At 33.9% G+C, this 15415-nt stretch carries 13 protein-coding genes and 1 tRNA gene; 7 read left to right on the forward strand and 7 right to left on the reverse strand.

What is annotated here, in order from left to right; translation table 11 throughout:
- Positions 1–3: 3 nt before the first annotated feature.
- From Z053_RS0126755 to Z053_RS0126785, 7 genes are all read right to left on the reverse strand, one after another.
- A complete protein-coding gene (locus Z053_RS0126755; RefSeq protein ID WP_025668048.1) occupies positions 4–498 on the reverse strand; it encodes a hypothetical protein in 495 nt (164 codons plus the stop codon).
- 100 nt (positions 499–598) lie between these two features.
- A complete protein-coding gene (locus Z053_RS0126760) occupies positions 599–1408 on the reverse strand; it encodes a MotA/TolQ/ExbB proton channel family protein (RefSeq protein ID WP_025668049.1) in 810 nt (269 codons plus the stop codon).
- Between the two features lie 82 nt (positions 1409–1490).
- Positions 1491–1578 (reverse strand) — tRNA-Ser (locus tag Z053_RS0126765).
- Positions 1579–1647: 69 nt separating this feature from the next.
- Positions 1648–2682: an asparaginase gene (locus Z053_RS0126770; protein WP_025668051.1), complete on the reverse strand. Its 1035-nt coding sequence runs from the start codon at positions 2680–2682 to the stop codon at positions 1648–1650.
- 38 nt (positions 2683–2720) lie between these two features.
- Positions 2721–3509: a TatD family hydrolase gene (locus Z053_RS0126775; protein ID WP_025668052.1), complete on the reverse strand. Its 789-nt coding sequence runs from the start codon at positions 3507–3509 to the stop codon at positions 2721–2723.
- A 181-nt stretch (positions 3510–3690) separates the two neighbouring features.
- Positions 3691–4428: a tetratricopeptide repeat protein gene (locus Z053_RS0126780; RefSeq protein ID WP_025668053.1), complete on the reverse strand. Its 738-nt coding sequence runs from the start codon at positions 4426–4428 to the stop codon at positions 3691–3693.
- Entirely contained in the window at positions 4425–5012 is a 588-nt protein-coding gene (locus Z053_RS0126785; protein ID WP_025668054.1) for an RNA polymerase sigma factor, read from the reverse strand. Before Z053_RS0126785 ends, Z053_RS0126780 begins: the two co-directional genes overlap by 4 nt.
- A 105-nt stretch (positions 5013–5117) precedes the next feature.
- Here Z053_RS0126785 and Z053_RS0126790 point away from each other — a divergent pair, with 105 nt between their 5' ends.
- The 7 genes from Z053_RS0126790 to Z053_RS0126820 form a co-directional block, all read left to right on the forward strand.
- Positions 5118–6155: a hypothetical protein gene (locus Z053_RS0126790; RefSeq protein ID WP_025668055.1), complete on the forward strand. Its 1038-nt coding sequence runs from the start codon at positions 5118–5120 to the stop codon at positions 6153–6155.
- Between the two features lie 149 nt (positions 6156–6304).
- On the forward strand, positions 6305–8296 hold the full coding sequence (locus Z053_RS0126795) for a PKD domain-containing protein (RefSeq protein ID WP_025668056.1): 1992 nt from the start codon (positions 6305–6307) through the stop codon (positions 8294–8296).
- On the forward strand, positions 8277–10883 hold the full coding sequence (locus Z053_RS0126800; protein ID WP_025668057.1) for a CHAT domain-containing protein: 2607 nt from the start codon (positions 8277–8279) through the stop codon (positions 10881–10883). The genes Z053_RS0126795 and Z053_RS0126800 overlap by 20 nt, the downstream gene beginning before the upstream one ends.
- Positions 10880–11317, forward strand: coding sequence for a retropepsin-like aspartic protease (locus Z053_RS0126805; RefSeq protein ID WP_025668058.1), 438 nt, complete (start codon positions 10880–10882; stop codon positions 11315–11317). Before Z053_RS0126800 ends, Z053_RS0126805 begins: the two co-directional genes overlap by 4 nt.
- Positions 11318–11801: 484 nt before the next feature.
- Positions 11802–12395 (forward strand): phage tail protein, encoded by a 594-nt coding sequence (locus tag Z053_RS0126810; protein ID WP_025668059.1) that lies wholly within the window; start codon positions 11802–11804, stop codon positions 12393–12395.
- An 88-nt stretch (positions 12396–12483) separates the two neighbouring features.
- On the forward strand, positions 12484–13647 hold the full coding sequence (locus Z053_RS0126815) for an ABC transporter substrate-binding protein (RefSeq protein ID WP_025668060.1): 1164 nt from the start codon (positions 12484–12486) through the stop codon (positions 13645–13647).
- A 104-nt stretch (positions 13648–13751) separates the two neighbouring features.
- Positions 13752–15415 (forward strand): hypothetical protein (locus Z053_RS0126820; RefSeq protein WP_035097043.1); only part of this gene is annotated, 1664 nt, incomplete at its 3' end.

The following is a 15415-nucleotide window of genomic DNA, read 5'->3' on the forward strand; positions in this document are numbered from 1 at the left end:
TGTTTACTTAATTAGTTTCTTAATACCAGAAAAGAACATTAACCCAACTGCAATAGCAGCTAAAAAGTAAAATGTATACAATCCTGTTCCTACCCATTTAGAGCCACTTGCAGAAAGTACTCCTCCATCATTTAAAGGAGCTTCTACTCCTTCTGCCACAACAAAACCAATCCCTACAACAATAAGGAAAGCAACAATACCGATTGCAGTATTTTTAAGACCTCCAGGGTTTTTAGCTAATGAAGAGAAAACAGCTATCAAAGTAACGGCTATTACACCTATAATAACAATAACTGTAAGAGTATATAATGGATTTACCAAAGATGTTGCTTCTTTTAAAACATCCATCGACCCTCCTTCTCTAACAAAGTCTTTGGTTTCTGTAATACCATATTTTTCCATAAGGCCATCAAAATTATTGCTCATTAAGAACAGTAAAATAGCTCCTATAGCGCCTATAGCCAGTACGATATATGATAATATTTTTGAAATTTTCATGTTACTAATAATTTTTTGTTTGGATCACACACGTAATCCGTAATTAAATAAAAGTGTAAATTAAAAATCTTTTAGATCAGATTTTTATTAGAAACATCAATTATTTCTTTTTCTTGTAATCTACCAAAATATCGATTAAAGTAATCGAAGCATCTTCCATATCATTTACAATTCTATCAATTTTTGCAACGATATAGTTATAGAATATTTGAAGAATAATTGCAACAATAAGTCCAAATACAGTAGTAAGAAGTGCTACTTTAATACCACCTGCTACAAGAGAAGGTTGCATATCATCTGCAGCCGCAATTTTATCAAATGCTGTAATCATACCAATTACCGTTCCCATAAATCCAAGCATTGGAGCAAGAGCGATAAATAATGATATCCACGATACATTTTTCTCTAATTGTCCCATTTGAACACCTCCGTATGCTACAACTGATTTCTCTGCTGCATCTATACTTTCGTCTGCTCTATCAAGACCTTGATAATAAATTGATGCAACAGGGCCTTTTGTATTTCTACATACCTCTTTTGCTGCTTCAATACCACCACTATTTAATGCATCTTCTACATTTTGTTGTAGTTTCTTAGTATTTGTTGTAGAAAGATTTAAAAAGATAATTCTTTCAATTGCTATCGCAAGACCTAAGATCAAACATAAAAGTACGATACCCATAAATTGAGGACCTCCTTCGATAAAACGTCTTTTAAGGTTTTGATGAAAAGATAGTTCATCTGTAGTAGCCTCGGATACTGCTTCTTCTTGAGTTGTTGTCGTATTAGTTATAGGAGCAATTAATAATTGCACATTTGCCGTTAATAACTGGGCAGGTGCAGTAGATGCTTGTAAGTTTCCAAAAGTCATTACTGCTGCGATTGCCAGAATAGAAAATAATCTTTTCATTGCGCTGATTCTTAATTTTAATTAGTTAAAGGGTTAAAGATATAAAAATAATATAAAATCTATTAAAAAATTGATAATAATGCAGAGAGGAAGGGATTCGAACCCTCGATACGCTTTTGACGTATACACACTTTCCAGGCGTGCGCCTTCGACCACTCGGCCACCTCTCTTGGTTTTCCCCTAAAAAAATAAGGATGGGCAAATAACAAAAAAAATGTTAACTATTGAAATTTGAGGCGTTAATTTTCTGACATTTCGCCACGAAGAGAGGTTTCATAAATGGTTTTGAGGACTTTAAGTGGTAATTTTTCCCCCAATAAATACATCAATTTTGCCACTGCAGCCTCTGTAGTAATGTCTTTTCCCGAAATAACACCTGCTTTTTTTAGTGCAATACTTGTATCATACTTACCCATTTCTACACTTCCACCTATACATTGTGTAACATTAACTACCGGTATTCCTTTTTGGATAAGGTCAGAAATTATCGCGATAAACCATTTTTTTGTAGTTGTATTACCTGCTCCATATGTTTCTAAAACCACTCCTTTTATAGCTTCTAAAGAGAAAATACTCTTCAAAATATTCTCATTAATCCCCGGAAACATCTTAACGATAACAACATTATTATCAAAATGTGTATGATATACCATCTTTTTTCTTCGATTACACCTTAGTAAAAAAGAAGTATTGATCTTAAGATGCACCCCAGATTCTACCAAAGAGGGATAGTTAAGGGATTGAAATGCTTCAAAATGTTCTGCATTAATCTTAGTCGTTCTATTAGCTCTAAGCAATTTATATTCAAAATAGAGTCCTACCTCTGTAATTACAGGCTTTCCTTTTTCTTGTAATGCCGAAATTTGAACTGCGGTGATCAAATTCTCTTTTGCATCGGTTCGCAAATCTCCTATTGGCAATTGAGAACCTGTAAAAATAATAGGTTTAGCCAGGTTTTCAAACATAAAACTAATCGCAGATGCTGTATAGGACATCGTATCACTTCCATGCAAAACAACAAACCCATCATATTTTTTATAATTAACATTAATTATATCTCCCAACTCTTTCCATCGATCAACATTCATATCAGAAGAATCAATAGGCTTCTCAAAACTAATGGTATCGATATTACAATCTAATTGTTTGAGTTCTGGGATATTTAATAACAGCTCATCGAAATCGAAAGCTACCAGGGCGCCCGTCTTGAAATCTTTGACCATCCCAATGGTTCCTCCAGTATAAATAAGTAATATGTTTGGCGAAGTATTCATATGGCAAATGAACGAAAATTAAATTATATTTTATTGGTCTAGATACCGAATATATCGCTAGAGTTTTTAGTAGTAATTGCAGCTATTTCTTCTATAGGTTTTTGATATATATCTGAGAGTTTTTCTAAAATATTAAGTAAATAAGAACTTTCGTTACGTTTACCTCGATATGGAGTTGGTGCTAAATAAGGTGCATCTGTCTCCAGGACAATATGGTCTAATGAAATCTGATTTAAAAATCTATCTATTTTACCATTTTTAAAAGTAACGACACCTCCTATTCCTAATTTCATATTATACCCTATAGCTCGATTGGCATCGTCTATGGTTCCTGTAAAACAATGAAAAATCCCAAATAGATCATCACTTTTTTCGGATTCTAATACTTCAAAAATCTCTTCAAAAGCTTCGCGACAATGTATTACTATAGGTAACTTGTATTTTTTTGCCAATTGGATTTGATATTTAAAAGCTTCTTGTTGAGCCTTCAAAAAAGTTTTATCCCAATACAAATCTATACCTATCTCTCCTATTGCATAAAAATTTTTGTCGACCTCATTATTAGAACGTTTTTTAAGTTCATTCTCTACAAATACAAGTTCCTCTTTGTAATTCTCTTTTACATGGGTAGGGTGCAATCCCATCATCAAAAAAACATGTTTTGGATACTTGGTCTCTATTGCATACATAGCATTGGTATATGTAGAATCAATAGCAGGAACAAAAAAGCGTGTCACGCCATTTTTTATAGCCCGCTGCATCATTTCATCCTGATCCTCATCAAAGGCTTCACTATAAATATGAGTATGGGTATCGGTTAGTATCATGCCGCAAAAGTATTAAATTAGAGTTAATACCAGCCAGCAATCTATTGCTTTTATTATTGAACACTTTTCTGCTTTTAATTCTAAGCTATAGAATTGTATCTTTTCACTTCTAGATTAAGTTCTTTACTAAAACTATTTTAAGATTCGCTATACAGGAAACAAATTAATAGATTACAAAACATCACATTTTTTTCAATAATTCTTGAGCCCGAATGTAATCTTCGGCATCTTCGGGTATATTCTCTAACAATGTAGCGCATTGATCATATTTTTTTTGTTTCAGTTGGTTTAATGCTTCAAACCATAATGCTTTATATTTATACCCCGAGTTTCCTTGATACAGTTTCTCTAAAACCTGAGTAGTTTCTACATATTTATCTTGTTCTAATAATGATATTCCATAATAGAATTGATATTCTGCATTATTTTCATCTTTTGACAATAATATCAACAGGTACTTTTCTGCTCCCACGTAATCTTTTGAGTTAAAAGCATATTCTGCATTCTTACTATTCTTTTCTGTACTTCCTCTTTCTGTAATTGATAATTCGGGAATATTCGCAAAATCACTATATACAGGGCTACTTTGTCCAAAAAAGTATACGCCAAAAATCACAGCTACACTTGCAGCCGCAGCATATGCCCAAACGGGCATTCTTATCACTTTGGTTTCTTTTGCAGTTGCTTTCTTATTAAAATGTACATCTCCAATCGCTTTTAAATTACCTTCTAGTGCTTCTTCCTCTTTTTCTGAAGTAAAACGTGTATCTAGATGTGAATTTAACTCTTGATATAGTTTAAATTCTTCTGCAATAGATACATTCTCACTAATCAGTTTTGTTAACATTTTTTCTTCGGTAGCAGAGAGTTCGTTGCTACAGAACCGATCAAACAGCTCATATTTTTCTTCTGGGGTCATAACAAATTCTTTATTTTATTAAACTTAGGAGTGTCTTGAACAAGTTTTGTTAACTGACCAATACATAAAGACTTTTTTTTACGAACATACCCATAGGACTGCCCTAGTTTTAAAGCCACTTCTTCCATAGATTTTGTAGTAAAAGTTATCTTTAATAATTCTTTACAAGCTTTACCTAATTGGTCAAACATCTCTTTAAAAAGTTCATGTTTTGCATTAAAAATCTCAGTTTCTTCTGCAAAACGAACACTCTCGTCATCTATAGATACAACCTCTTCATTAATTGTTACCTGATTATTAGAATGCTTTTTTAATTCATTCAACCATTTACGTTTACATAACAGGAAGAAATAGGCATCAAATGGGCAGGTAAGTTGTAGTCCTTTCTCTTTTGCCTGTTTATAAATAGTGATTAAAGTTTCTTGGATAATATCCTGAGCTCTGGATTCATCTCCACTATTATTTTTTATATACCTAACTACTTTCGGAACGAATTTATCATAAATCTCGGTTAAGACTACTGTATCATTCTTCAAAAGAGCTTCAATGTATTTCTGATCAGAATGAAATTTGGTATTTCCCATAAATAGCTAATATAAGCGACTAATTTAAAAAAAGTTATCAAGATAAGGGTAACAAAAAATCAAAGCTGTTGATCTTATGTTGTAAACAATAAAATTTCGAAAATCATGAAAACATCAAATAGAACAATTGCAATACCAAAAAATAGTAGGAGTGCAAAAAAAGCTATGATGAGTTTTTTACTTTTAGGCTTAGCTATTCTTTTATTAGGAAGCTGTAAAAATGATGATAACAATATCATTATCGAAAGAATCATTAATGGAATAGAACTACAAAAAGCAATCAAGAATAACCGTGAAGAAGCAATGCAGACTTTTGTAATGAATGCCGAATCAGGAGGACATATGTATGGAGAAGAAGGTACACGACTACATTTTCTCCCAAACAGTTTTTTAGATCAAAATGGCGACCCGGTTAGCGGAAGTGTTACTATCGAATTAGTAGAAATCTATGATAAAGCCAAAATGCTACTCACCAAAATGCCGACCAATGGCAAACGCCCAAATGGTGATATCGAGACTTTAAAATCTGCTGGAGAATTTTTTGTAAATGCCAATCAGAATGGAAATCAACTACAACTTGCAAATGCGTTTGAGATTTTTTCGCCAAATGAAGATTTTGATCCCGAAATGAGGTTATTTAAAGCCGCAGACGATGGTTGCGACAGCGACGTAATCGATTGTGATGTCGTTTGGGAAGAAAACCAAGAAGGAAATATTGACCTTGGACAGGGAGAAGGGCCTAACGGAACAGGAGTAACGGGATATTCTGGTTTTATAAGCAATTTCGGGTGGACTAATATTGATCGTTGGTATAATGATCCAAGACCAAAAACTGTTATTTATGTAGACGCTCCTGAAGGGTATGACAACACAAATTGCAATATATATGTGTCTTATGATGGGGAACCAACTGCATTAGCATTATTAGACACTTATATTGAAGAAACCGAGTTATTCTCTGAACATTATGGACTAATCCCTATCGGATTAGAAGTACATTTCATATTTGTATCTGTTCAGGATGGTGAGTATACATATGCAATACAGGGTGCAACGATAACAGAAGATCATGTAGAAGTAATTGGATCTACCACTACAGGTACCGAAACCGAATTAATAACACTAATAAATGGGTTACCATAAATCAAAAATTGTACTGGAATATGTAAATTAGTTAGCGGGGGTTACGGCAAATTCCAGTATATATTCCGGGAGGTAAACTTCCGGAATATTTTTATCAATATTTCTAATTTAACTTTTTACTTATCTTTAGTAACTACTAATAACAAATCATGAGGGGCTATATCTTATACTGTACTGTATTATTTCCATTGCTATGTATTGGACAAATACTAACCAACGATACCATACCTAGAATCGCACCTATATCTTATGAAATTAATGGAAACCAAGTAGTTTATGGAGCAGAAATGCCACCTTTAAATCAAATTGCCGGTGCTCCCAAAGCTTTTTATACCTACTATTGGGAATTTGGTGATGGTAATTATAGTTTTAAAGAAAAGCCTGCACATCGGTATACTTCTTCAGGAACATACGAAGCCAAACTTTGGGCAACCAACAACTATGATAATGGAAAACCACCTACAAGCAGGCCAAAATCAATAACTGTGAGTGATGCATCCGATGAAGCCTCTATAGGTCCTAATTCCCCTTTTATTGAAGATGATGATTTAATTCTGAAACGAAATCGCGAACCTATTCCTGATCAGGAAATGATATTCATTACAAGTTATAAGAATACGAATAACTACATTTCTAATGGTAAATTATACTTGTTTTATAATGATAATCAATTTAAAAATGACAACTTTATTCTGGAAGATACCAGATTACATCATGAAGAAAAAATTATTCCGCTACCTATTATTTCTGAAACGCTCTCTCAAAATGACGATCATACTTTATTAGCTTCTTCAACTCATACAACACTACAAAACAGAACATTATTTGTTCAGGATACTACCAAAAGAAAAAACCTTCCACTTACATTAGAAGAGTCCAAATCATTGTATCGCAATTATCAGGTAATTGCATTTAATGATATGCAGCCTGGAGAAGAACGAAACATTTTCAGGACTCTAAAAACAACACCCGAAATGATCAAAGATACCAGTGCTATTGTTACACTAAGAAGTATCTATGTTCCCGATGAAAATTTTGACAATCACACTGTGAAGGATACAGAAATGGAAATTGTTACTTCTCATGATCCCAACAAAATGTCTTCTAATGGTTGGTTAATGAACTATCGGTTAGTTCGTTTTAAACGTCTCAAATTTAAAGTGCGTTTTCAAAACAACGGAGAAGGTCCTGCCAATACTATAAAACTAGCTGTAGACACTCCAGAAATGTTTGATAAAACTACATTGAAAATTGATGGCATGTATCCCGAATGCCCAATTTGCCCTAAAGAAAGAGAAGTTAATTACAGTTGTCTCGATACTATTCTAAAAAAAGACAAGATCATTTTTCAGTTTAATCGAATATATCTTCCCGGAAGCCAACAAAAGAATGTAGCCGAAATAGACTCGACCAAAGGATTTGTAAAGTATTCTATGAAATTTAGTAAAGACTTTCATAAAAAAAAGACCAAAAGTCGTACCGCTATATATTTTGACAAAAACGAGCCTATTATCACCAACTATGCAACTACGCGGTTTATGCCTGGTATTTCTATAGGTGCAAAAGCAGGATATATCATGGTTCCCGAACTCGACAATCAAAAAGAGTATTTTGTTGGAGCAACATTATCTCCTTTTAAATCCTACAGAGGATACTATCAGGCAGAATTAATGGCATCTGCATCTTCTTATGACGAATTACGAAATTTTGAAACCACTTCTATAGATGCAAATGGTACAGAAAGCTTGATTCAATTCTCAGAAGCTAATACATATAATAACATTTCTATTTATGCGGTTCCCGGATCATTTCGTTATAATTTCAACAACTTTTTTGCCATGGGAGCAGGTATTCAATTAAAAATGGATATCACAAGTAAAAATGATCAGGAAACTATAGGAGAAGGATTTACGATTATTAGAAATAATGGCCCAACTCCCCCAGAAATTATTCGAAACATTGAACTTGATGTTACAGAAACACAAGAAATCAAAGATGATTTTACGAATATACAAACTGGTATTTTTGTTGGAATGAATTTTGGAACGGTACGAATAGGACCAAGTATAGGAGTTAGATATGTTCATAATTTTGATAGCCCAAACTCTCAAATTCAATTCTATGGAATTTGGAAGTTTTAGAATATTACTATGTATCGCTGCTCTATGGTTTGGAAATCTAATAACACAGGCACAGCAAAAAACAAAAACCTCAGCGTTTTTATATGATCAGTTAGATCACTTTATACAAAAACCGTCGAATTCTAAAGCACTACAGCTAAGTAAAATGATTGCTCCAAAAAAAGATCAGCTTCATACAAAAGCAGATCAGTTAGCCTGGGTAATCGTACACTGCAATCTGGGATATTACAACAATCGATATAACAACAAACCAAAAGCTATTTTATATTATGAAACTGCCTGGAAAATATATTATGAAAAAGGATTAATCGATTATGACATCATTGAAAATTGCTTACAACCACTTGGGAATATCTATACAGAAGTTGGGGATTTACCCAAAGCCGAAACCACTATAAAAAACTATTTATATCTGGCGGAGCAATCTAAGGATACCACAAAAATTATTTCTGGGATTACTAATCTTTCTATCGTATATCATAACCAAGGAAATTATCCAAAAGCTCTCGAAATACTTAAACAAGGGTTAAATATTGACCCAAACAACATCAATTTATTAACAAACACAGCCACAAATCACCTGGATTCTGGTGACTATAGCAAAGCAAAAACTTTTGCTAATAAAGTAATTACAATAAATGCAAATCAAATAAATGCTTATCAGATTCTTGCTGCTACGGCTTTAGAGAAAAAAGAATTTAAAAAAGCTCAGGATTATATTACACAGGCCAGATTTCAATTGCTCAAAAATAAAAATACATCAGCAAGAACTACTGTCAAATGGCAATTAGCTTATATCGATATTTTATTATCCAAGTCAGAATTTAGCGAAATTCAAAAAAACCTGAAAGAAATATATACCACCCTCCTACCGGGATATTCGCCAAATACTGATTTACCATCTAAAGAATATCTTATTGCAGATAGACTTCTTTTAAAAGCGTTAGATATTCACGCATATACTTATCAACAGACCCAAAAACCTCTTTTAGCGATAGCTGCCTTTGATTTAGCTTTTGATGTAAACTCAAAACTAAATATTGTATATCCGCTTCAGGACACTCGGATCATTCAACACAGCCAAAACAGAAACAGAACAGAAGCCTATATTGATCTTCTTTTTACTATTCACCAAACCCAAAAAGAGGAAAAATATGGTGTGCAAGCATTTTGGGCAGCCGAGTATTCTAAATCTCCTCTTGTAAATGAAGCTTTGATATCCAAAAAAATACTATCTCAATACAAAAACGATTCTTTGGTCTCAAATAAAAATCGACTTAATGCAGCATTAACATCCTATGAGACTCTAATTTTAAAAGAAAAATTAAAAGGTGAGGATGCTCGTATTGATCAAATTCAAAAATGGACTACAGCTCACGACACTACATCTATCGCCCTGAAAGAAATACTTGAAAAACTTCGTCATACATATCCCAAACTACTTAGGCGTCAAAACAATATTTCTATTCCTGCTCTTCAGAAAAAATTAAAAAAAGATCATACCACTTTGATTGAATATTTTTATGGAAACCGAAACATATATCAATTCATAATCAGCCGACATTCTTTTGAAATCAAAAAAATAGAAAACCCCGAATATTTTAAAAGTACCATCAAAAAGTATGTTCATTATTTCGACAATGCTTCGATGATTACCCGAGACATAACCGAATTTACAAAAAATGCTGCAGAGCTTTTTAATGTGTTAAAAATCCCCAAACAATCTAAAAAACTATTAATCATCCCCGATGGTCTTCTTTATTTTATTCCTTTTGAGACCCTATTATTAAAAAAGACAAATTCAATGAATTTCAGCAAAATGCCTTTTTTAATACGGTCTACTGAAATAAGTTATGAAATTTCGGCTGGTAAGTATTTGCGATCTAATCCCAAAAACCCTCAAAAAAAAACGGTTCTGGGTGTATTCCCTGTTTTTGAAAATACAGAGAAAGAACTCTCATTTTCAAAAAACGAAAGCAAATCTATACAGTACTATTTTAATGGGGATTTTATAGAAAACGAACAAGCAACTTATCAACGGTTTATTAAATTAGCAAAAGAGCATGATATCATTCATTTGTCTACCCACGCCGAATCCGGAAGCTTTTCTAGACCAGCCTCTATACAATTTTGGGATCAGGATATTCTGGTTAATCAATTATACGGAGCACAGCTTAATGCAAATCTGGTAGTGCTAAGTGCTTGTGAAACTGGTGTTGGTAGATTAGCAAAAGGAGAAGGCCCTATTAGTATTGGTAGAGGTTTTCAGTATGCCGGAGTAGAAAATATACTCTTTTCATTATGGAAAGTAAATGACAAAACTACTGCTACAGTAATGAAAAACTTTTACCAAAACCTTAATCATTCTATTCCCAAGGCAAAAGCGATACATCGTGCCAAGCTAGACTACCTGGATACAGAAAGTATCTCAAATGTTCAGAAATCACCTTATTATTGGGCCGCATTTGTATATTATGGCGAGATCGGACATTCTTATTCTTTAAGCTATTTTTGGCATAAAATAGGTATTGTTTTATTTATTTTAATTATACTACTTTTACCGAAGTTTCTTCAAAATAAAGCATGAGTACACTTCGAAAATTTTTAAACCAAAAAGAATACCACAGAATTAAATTAGTTTTTACAAAGACGAATCATTTTGAAGTTAAAGCAATATTAAATGATGTAGAGGGTAATTTTATAGTCGATACAGGTGCTTCTAACTCCTGTGTAGGGTTTGAAGCTGTAGATAAATTTTCTCTTTTTGCCCAGGATAGCGATGTAAAAGCTGCAGGAGCAGGTGCTACCGATATGCTAACACAACTTTCACAAAAAAACACCATACAAATCGGAAGCTGGTCAAGAAAAAGAATATCTCTTGTTTTATTTGATCTTAACCATGTAAATGCAGCATTGATAGCACATCATGCAGAACCTGTCGATGGTATTATTGGAGCTGACATCCTTAAAAGAGGAAAAGCAATTATTGACTACGAAAAAAAATGTATGTATCTGAAATAAGCTTAATTACTACTATAGCATATAATATGATAGCTAAAAAAAACAGTTCAAAAATAAGATTTGTTACTATTTTTTAACTAAATTTAAGTTCTAAACGTTAATATTAATCGATTTTTAATCAATGGTACGGATTCTACCATCATACAAATGTTTCCTTCAGTAATTGTTACATCCAACATCTTAGTATACAAAACTTATACTTGGATATTCTAAATTGCAAAACACGCTCATTAACTATCTAATTACCCCTGAATAAACTTTTATGGTAAAAAGTTTATATCTCAAAATCTTATGAGTTACCCCATTTATTGCAAACTTTAAATAACTATTTCCAAGCTATTTTAAGCTAATACATCTGTCAAAATCAAGTAATTATACGTATTGACTGGTTTTTAACTTTCCGTTTTCTTTGAGAAGACAGACGACCAAAAGCGAGGCTGTCATATTATATTTCAATGAATCTTTAACTTAAAAAATTAAAATTATGGAATTTTATCTTTCACAGATTGTGTATTGGGCTTGCAATTTTGCTCCCAGAAGTTGGGCATTTTGTTCTGGTGCTTTAATAGCTATATCAAGTAACACAGCATTATTTTCATTACTAGGAACTACTTTTGGCGGGGATGGCCGTACAACTTTTGGTTTACCAGATTTAAGAGGGCGTGCACCTATTGGTTTTGGTAACGGGCCTGGTTTGTCTGATTATCGATTAGGGTCACGCGGGGGTGAAGAAGTAGTGACTTTAAATGTATTACAAATACCATCGCACAATCATATAATTGATACTTCTAATCTTAATATAACAGTACAAATGAGCGTAAATAGTGGTCAGGCAGATACGCACACGCCTACTAGTGGCGTATCATTAGCAGCTCCTTATGACAGCAGTAATTTAGCTGAAATCTCAGGGTATAATTCAGAAGCTCCCAATGTGCCGATAGCAGGTGCTATAGGTGCAATCACTGGTAATGCCGACACTCTAAATACAGGAGGAAGTCAATATCACGAAAACAGAATGCCTTTCCTTACATTAAATCCTTGCATTTGTATACAAGGCCTTTTCCCGTCTAGAAATTAAGTAGTACTACAACCATTTAGTTTGCATATAAATTAAGTATGTTGTTTGAGCTACTTTTTCAAACAACATACTTCTATCTTTAAGAATTATGACTCCTATCAAAATTGGCTTTTTAACACCATATTCAAGTATTTATCCTAATTTTTTTCCACATCTTGCCACGGGTTTTTACCTTGGTCTTGGTCAAAAACCAGGAAGAAGATCAGATATCGAACTCATTCCAGAATTTGCAGGTTCAGGAGGAATATCCTCAGTCATTGAAGCCGCAAAGAAATTACTCAACTTTACTAATGTTGACATTGTTTCGGGAATGATTAGTTACCGCTCCCTTCCCAATCTGGTTCAACTCATCGACAATAGGAAAGATGCCTTGGGATTCTTTTTTGATATGGGAGAAATGTTACCCAGTTTTGATTATCACAGCCCAAATGTGTTTTTTAATTCTCATCAACTATATCAAAGTCAATATGCATTGGGATATTGGGCGCAAAAGGAATATCAACAACCTGGTTTGATTATTACACCAATATACAATTCTGGATATCACCTACATACCTCTTTTCAAGCTGGTATTAGTGCTGCAGGAGGTAATACTGTTTTACAATCCGTTATTCCATACAATACGAATAATCCTCATCACCTTGATATCGAATCGATCTTTGATAAAATCAGAAAAGAAGCTCCTGCATATGTCCACGCCTTATTTGTAGGGCCACAAGGAAATGAGTTTTTAAATCTATGGAAATCAAAATCGTGGACAAAAGACATTCCTTTATTAGTAGCAGAAAACATGTTATATCCAGATATGTTAACTGATGTAAAACATCTCGAACTAAACCTATATGGAGCCATGCTATGGAATCCGAATGCTGAACATAAAATCAATAAGCAATTCGTGAAAAAATTCAAACAAAACACTGGACAACCTCCAAATCTTTATGCTTTACAAGGATACGAAACCGGGCTTTTATTTAAAGAGCTATTACGACCTCTTAAAAAAAGGCAATGGGATGTTGTAAAAGAAAAACTACAGAAAATGAATATTGAAAGTCCACGAGGTCTTAAAAACTTCTGTTCTAAAGAAGGTTTTATAACCCCTGATATTGATATTGTGAAAATAAAAACCAATAACTCTGGAATCTACAATACGATCATAGATATTGGCAAAAAAATGAATGAAAATAACCCTATTACCAATCATATTGTAGGAGAATTAGATTCTGGTTGGGTGAATCCATATTTATGCATATAAAACTTCATTTTTTTAATTGCTGACCATACTTAATTATAAAAAAATAAAAAAACACATAGTAAAAAAAAGGAAAATTCGAATACACCTCTTAAAACCTTTATCTAATGAAAAAAATTACACTTTTATCCATGATGGTTCTTAGCTTTTTTGGCATTGCTATGGAATCATCTACAGATAACAAAAAACCAAGTATCTCTATAGAAGGAAACCCTTATGTTATACATCATATCTCTAGCCTATTTTCAGAATTAAACTTGGGATCTGACCCTATAGATGCCTATGCTATTACAAAAAAAATAAACGAACTAAATTACTATGCCCCTACAACACCCGTTACTCCCGGTACAGCGACTACATTTACAGGAACAAATTTTTTTCTAGAACCTTCTGCAGTAGCACTAAGTACCACCCAATTTGTCATAGCGTATAGATCTTCTGCTTCTGGTACGCCAGGAGAAGCTATTGTAGGAACACTATCCGGAAATGCGATCAGCTTTGGGAGCAGTACACAATTTGCTGCTACTGTAGGCGCTACACATACTGCTATTTCTGCTATAAGTGCCACACAATTTATCGTTGCTTTTGAAGATGAACGTGGAGCTTCTGATGTAGGAGAAATGAGAATAGGCACCGTATCGGGTAGTACTATTGCTTTTGGTAGCTCATTTGATTTTGCGCCTGGAGATGTTGATGCAATAGAGATGGAAGCTTTGTCTTCAACCAGTCATATAGTAGTCTATCGAGATGTCGAGGATAGTAATCTCGGAAAAGCAAAAATAATTACAGTAAGTGGGGCAACGCTGTCCTTTGGAACAGCAGCAACTTTTTTAACAGACGCAACAATCTGGACCGGTCTAGATGTATTGTCTTCTAGTACTTTTGTAATTGTTTATCAGGCAACCACTGCTGGTTCAGAAGGAGGAGCTGTTATAGGATCAGTTAGTGGATCAACCATTACTTTAGGTAGTGCAAACATTTTCGAAACTAATTGCAGACAAGTTGATGTAGTAGCTATTTCATCCGATAAGTTTGTAGTTGCTTATGATGATGATGATGATGGAAACGGTTATGTTCAGGTAGGATCGGTTAGCGGAACAACAATAACAGGATATGGAACACGCCAGCAATTAATCACAACCGTCGGAGGAGTTCGACTAGCCCCTTCCTCTTCTGATAAATTTATAGCTATGTATACTCCTACAAGCGGTACCGATCCAATTTATGCAAGAGAAGGTGAAGTTACAGGAACCAATATCACGCTAAGTGCTCAAGCTACCATTCATAGTGGTAATAGTGATATTCAAGCTATGGAAGTACTAAAAATTGATGACGGAAAACAAATCTACATATATCAAGATGAATCCAACAGTAGTATTGGTACGGCAATTTATGGTGAAGCTTCGGCACCAGTACCAGATACCGATCCTCCCGTAGTGACAAGTATTTCTTTGGTAGGCACACCGGCTATCAATGCCGCTACAGTACAATATACAGTTTCATTCGATGAAAATGCTAATAATATTTCTACAGATGATTTTTCTCTAACGACTACCTCAGGAACAGCCTCAGGAACAGTGTCTAGTGTAAGTTCCTCATCAGGAACAAGTGTTACTGTAACTATAAATACAATCACTGGCACAGGAGGTATTCGTCTAGATTTAAATGGGTCTACTAACATTGCAGATGATTTAGCTAATTCTGGACCAGCAGCATTTAATACCGGAGAAACCCATACAGTAGATCGTGATGCTCCAACAGGGTATTCGGT

The organism is Aquimarina megaterium XH134 (genome assembly GCF_000520975.1).
Classification (GTDB): domain Bacteria; phylum Bacteroidota; class Bacteroidia; order Flavobacteriales; family Flavobacteriaceae; genus Aquimarina; species Aquimarina megaterium.

Coding starts and splice junctions, on each gene's coding strand:
- Z053_RS0126755 (WP_025668048.1), bottom strand. CDS start 498: ATGAAAATTTCAAAAATATTATCATATATCGTACTGGCTATAGGCGCT.
- Z053_RS0126760 (WP_025668049.1), bottom strand. CDS start 1,408: ATGAAAAGATTATTTTCTATTCTGGCAATCGCAGCAGTAATGACTTTT.
- Z053_RS0126770 (WP_025668051.1), bottom strand. CDS start 2,682: ATGAATACTTCGCCAAACATATTACTTATTTATACTGGAGGAACCATT.
- Z053_RS0126775 (WP_025668052.1), bottom strand. CDS start 3,509: ATGATACTAACCGATACCCATACTCATATTTATAGTGAAGCCTTTGAT.
- Z053_RS0126780 (WP_025668053.1), bottom strand. CDS start 4,428: ATGACCCCAGAAGAAAAATATGAGCTGTTTGATCGGTTCTGTAGCAAC.
- Z053_RS0126785 (WP_025668054.1), bottom strand. CDS start 5,012: ATGGGAAATACCAAATTTCATTCTGATCAGAAATACATTGAAGCTCTT.
- Z053_RS0126790 (WP_025668055.1), top strand. CDS start 5,118: ATGAAAACATCAAATAGAACAATTGCAATACCAAAAAATAGTAGGAGT.
- Z053_RS0126795 (WP_025668056.1), top strand. CDS start 6,305: ATGAGGGGCTATATCTTATACTGTACTGTATTATTTCCATTGCTATGT.
- Z053_RS0126800 (WP_025668057.1), top strand. CDS start 8,277: ATGGAATTTGGAAGTTTTAGAATATTACTATGTATCGCTGCTCTATGG.
- Z053_RS0126805 (WP_025668058.1), top strand. CDS start 10,880: ATGAGTACACTTCGAAAATTTTTAAACCAAAAAGAATACCACAGAATT.
- Z053_RS0126810 (WP_025668059.1), top strand. CDS start 11,802: ATGGAATTTTATCTTTCACAGATTGTGTATTGGGCTTGCAATTTTGCT.
- Z053_RS0126815 (WP_025668060.1), top strand. CDS start 12,484: ATGACTCCTATCAAAATTGGCTTTTTAACACCATATTCAAGTATTTAT.